The sequence below is a fragment of the Mesorhizobium sp. M7A.F.Ca.AU.002.02.1.1 genome, assembly GCF_003998535.1.
In the GTDB taxonomy this organism is placed as follows: Bacteria; Pseudomonadota; Alphaproteobacteria; order Rhizobiales; family Rhizobiaceae; genus Mesorhizobium; species Mesorhizobium ciceri.
Genome location: NZ_RZPB01000865.1, coordinates 1 through 2,301 on the forward strand (window position 1 = coordinate 1; position 2,301 = coordinate 2,301).

Consider the following 2,301-nt stretch of genomic DNA (forward strand, 5'->3'; position numbering starts at 1 on the left):
TTTCCCCCATTGATGACAATAAAGGAGTTTTGACCTATGGATTTGATGCTTGTCGATTCGAAAGCCGATCGTGGCGCTGGCGGAGACGGAATGGCCAACAAATCGAACCCCATATTCCGAGCATGGGCCGAGCCCAACAACCGCGGGCCCGGCTTCATCGCCCTGTGGATCGCGCCTGGCCTGGTCGCCGACATTGTGCGACCGGACGGCAAGACGCCAGCCATCTTCAGCACAGAGCTCGAGGCCGAGCTCGCAGGATGGCGGCGTATGGCCGAGGTGCTGAACGGACCGAGGATTCGAGCAAATCGGGATCAGGGCAAGAAAGAACGGTATCAGCGCCTCACTGGGCCGGAGTTCGCCGAGCAGCTGCGCGCCGCCGGGATTACCCCTACCTTCCTCGCATTCATTTACTCCACAAGTCCGCACAGAGTTTTGACGTGGCTGGATGGTGCCGAGGATATCCCGCACCCGATCCGCGTGCTTCTGGCGTTGTTCCAAGCCGATGAACGGAACATCGATATCGCCGAACGCGTGACCGAGGCCATCACGACCGAGCGCAAGCCTCGCCGGCGCGACACCGGCTAGGCGCTGCCCATGCAGGGCCCGATCGTATCGGGCTGGCTGTCCATGTATTGATCGATCAATCCGCTGAGATCCTCAACAGTGTTCACCAAGCCCTTGAACGTGAGGACTACGCCGGCGAATGGCTTGCCGTTCTCGTCGTTCAGGAGGATGCGGACATTTCCCTCATCGTCCATCTGAGCGTCAATCGATGTGGCGTGCGGGACATCAAGAACTTTCACCATCCTCCGCCTCCCGCACCGCCAAGATGTCCAGCGCGGTCCCGATGATGCTTTGCGGCTTGCCACCATCCATGGCGGTCCGCGCGACCGAAGCGCGCAACTCGTCGATGGTGGCGCCGCACTGAAGCGCGATCGAGATCAACACCGCCGCATCGTGGCAGATCAGGCCGATCGCCGAATCCGATTTCTGCGCATAGATGAACATCTCGCCGATCCGGCCATCCGGGTAGAAGCCGACAGTCGAGGTGAATGGCGACCTATTGCCGTTGGTCTCGATGTGGTTGAATTCGATCACTTCGGAAGCGCGGCGGTCCGGTAAGCGTTCTCTCATCGTGCCTGCCTCAAAATATCTTCCGCCGCATTCGACATGCGCCTGGCGTCATCACGATCCACAACCTTGACCATCGGCAGTTCAAATCCCCACCGCGTCGCGAAGGCTGATCGCCCCATCATTTCCTCGAACACCGCCACAACATCGAGGGCTCGCCTGATTGCCTCATAGATGAAGGTCCGCGCCTGACTACTCGGCACCGTATCCCAGACGAATTCGTCCTGGTCGACGACCCGCTCGATCAACTGGAAGTCCCTGTCCGGCATCATGTCGCGGATCGCGCCGACCGCGTGAATGGCCTGCAGCCGATAGGCGGAGATTGCCAGCCGGCTGTTTGACCCGGTGCCAACGCGATCGAAGTCGACGCTACTCATGCCGCCGACCCGACACCCATCCATGTAACCGCGCAGGATTCGGCCGGCTTCCTTCCGGCGTTCCTTGCTGGAGATTCCGGTCACCTTCTGGTCGACACGCCGCTCGATCGGATCTGACAGCGTCCCGATGTCATGCAGATATTCGAGGGCCGATCCATGGAGGCCACGATTGACGGCTCCGCCCATCTCGCGCGCTGCCTGCTGCTCAACAGCGACCTTCTCCTGATGCCTGGCCTCCTGCTTGCGGCGCTGGATTTCCTTGCGGCCTTCCCGCGTCCTGCCGTCTGGCATGGGCGGCGGTGCCGGCTTCGTCGGCTTTGGCTTCATGTACGAAGCGAGTGAGCCGAGCACGGACGGCCCGGATTTCGGCGCCTCTTGGGCCTGAGACAGTTCGCACGCGACGAAATACTTGTCCGACAATCTTGCTTCATCGCACCGCACGCTCTTCAAATGATCCAATGCGGTCTGCCGCTCTTCCATCGTCAGTTCCTCGCGCGGCGTCGGTAGATTGCGGTGCACGATGCCGCGAATACTCCCCTTTGATCGCCCACTCAGCATGGCAATCCTGCCGATCGACAAGCCGGACAGCCACAGGACAGAGATCGTGAATGTCACGATGCCCATTTCCTTCTTCTTGATCTTCTTGGCTTCCTTTTCCGAAATCATCTCAGCGCTCCACTTCCCGAAGTTGACCGCGACGGCCATCGAATTCGAACTCGGCAGTCTCGCCATCCTCACCGCGCCGCCGCTTGAGGCAGCGCGCCTCGATCCTGTTCTTCCAACGCTGCATCTG

Annotated in this window: 4 protein-coding genes; 1 reads left to right on the top strand and 3 read right to left on the bottom strand. The window is 60.5% G+C overall.

Annotated elements, in window-relative coordinates; all coding sequences use genetic code 11:
* Positions 1–36 precede the first annotated feature (36 nt).
* Entirely contained in the window at positions 37–585 is a 549-nt protein-coding gene (locus EN879_RS32510; protein ID WP_063168411.1) for a hypothetical protein, read from the top strand.
* Here the strand turns inward: EN879_RS32510 and EN879_RS32515 are convergent.
* Genes EN879_RS32515 through EN879_RS32525 form a run of 3 tightly spaced genes read right to left on the bottom strand, consistent with a single transcriptional unit; the run spans position 582 to position 2,174 of the window.
* Positions 582–806 carry a hypothetical protein gene (locus EN879_RS32515; RefSeq protein ID WP_063168412.1) on the bottom strand — a complete coding sequence of 75 codons (225 nt, stop codon included), beginning with the start codon at positions 804–806 and terminating at the stop codon, positions 582–584. The two genes, EN879_RS32510 and EN879_RS32515, sit on opposite strands and share 4 nt — an antisense overlap.
* Entirely contained in the window at positions 790–1,134 is a 345-nt protein-coding gene (locus tag EN879_RS32520) for a hypothetical protein (RefSeq protein WP_063168413.1), read from the bottom strand. Before EN879_RS32520 ends, EN879_RS32515 begins: the two co-directional genes overlap by 17 nt.
* A complete protein-coding gene (locus EN879_RS32525; RefSeq protein WP_127224376.1) occupies positions 1,131–2,174 on the bottom strand; it encodes a hypothetical protein in 1,044 nt (347 codons plus the stop codon). The genes EN879_RS32520 and EN879_RS32525 overlap by 4 nt, the downstream gene beginning before the upstream one ends.
* Positions 2,175–2,301: the final 127 nt, after the last annotated feature.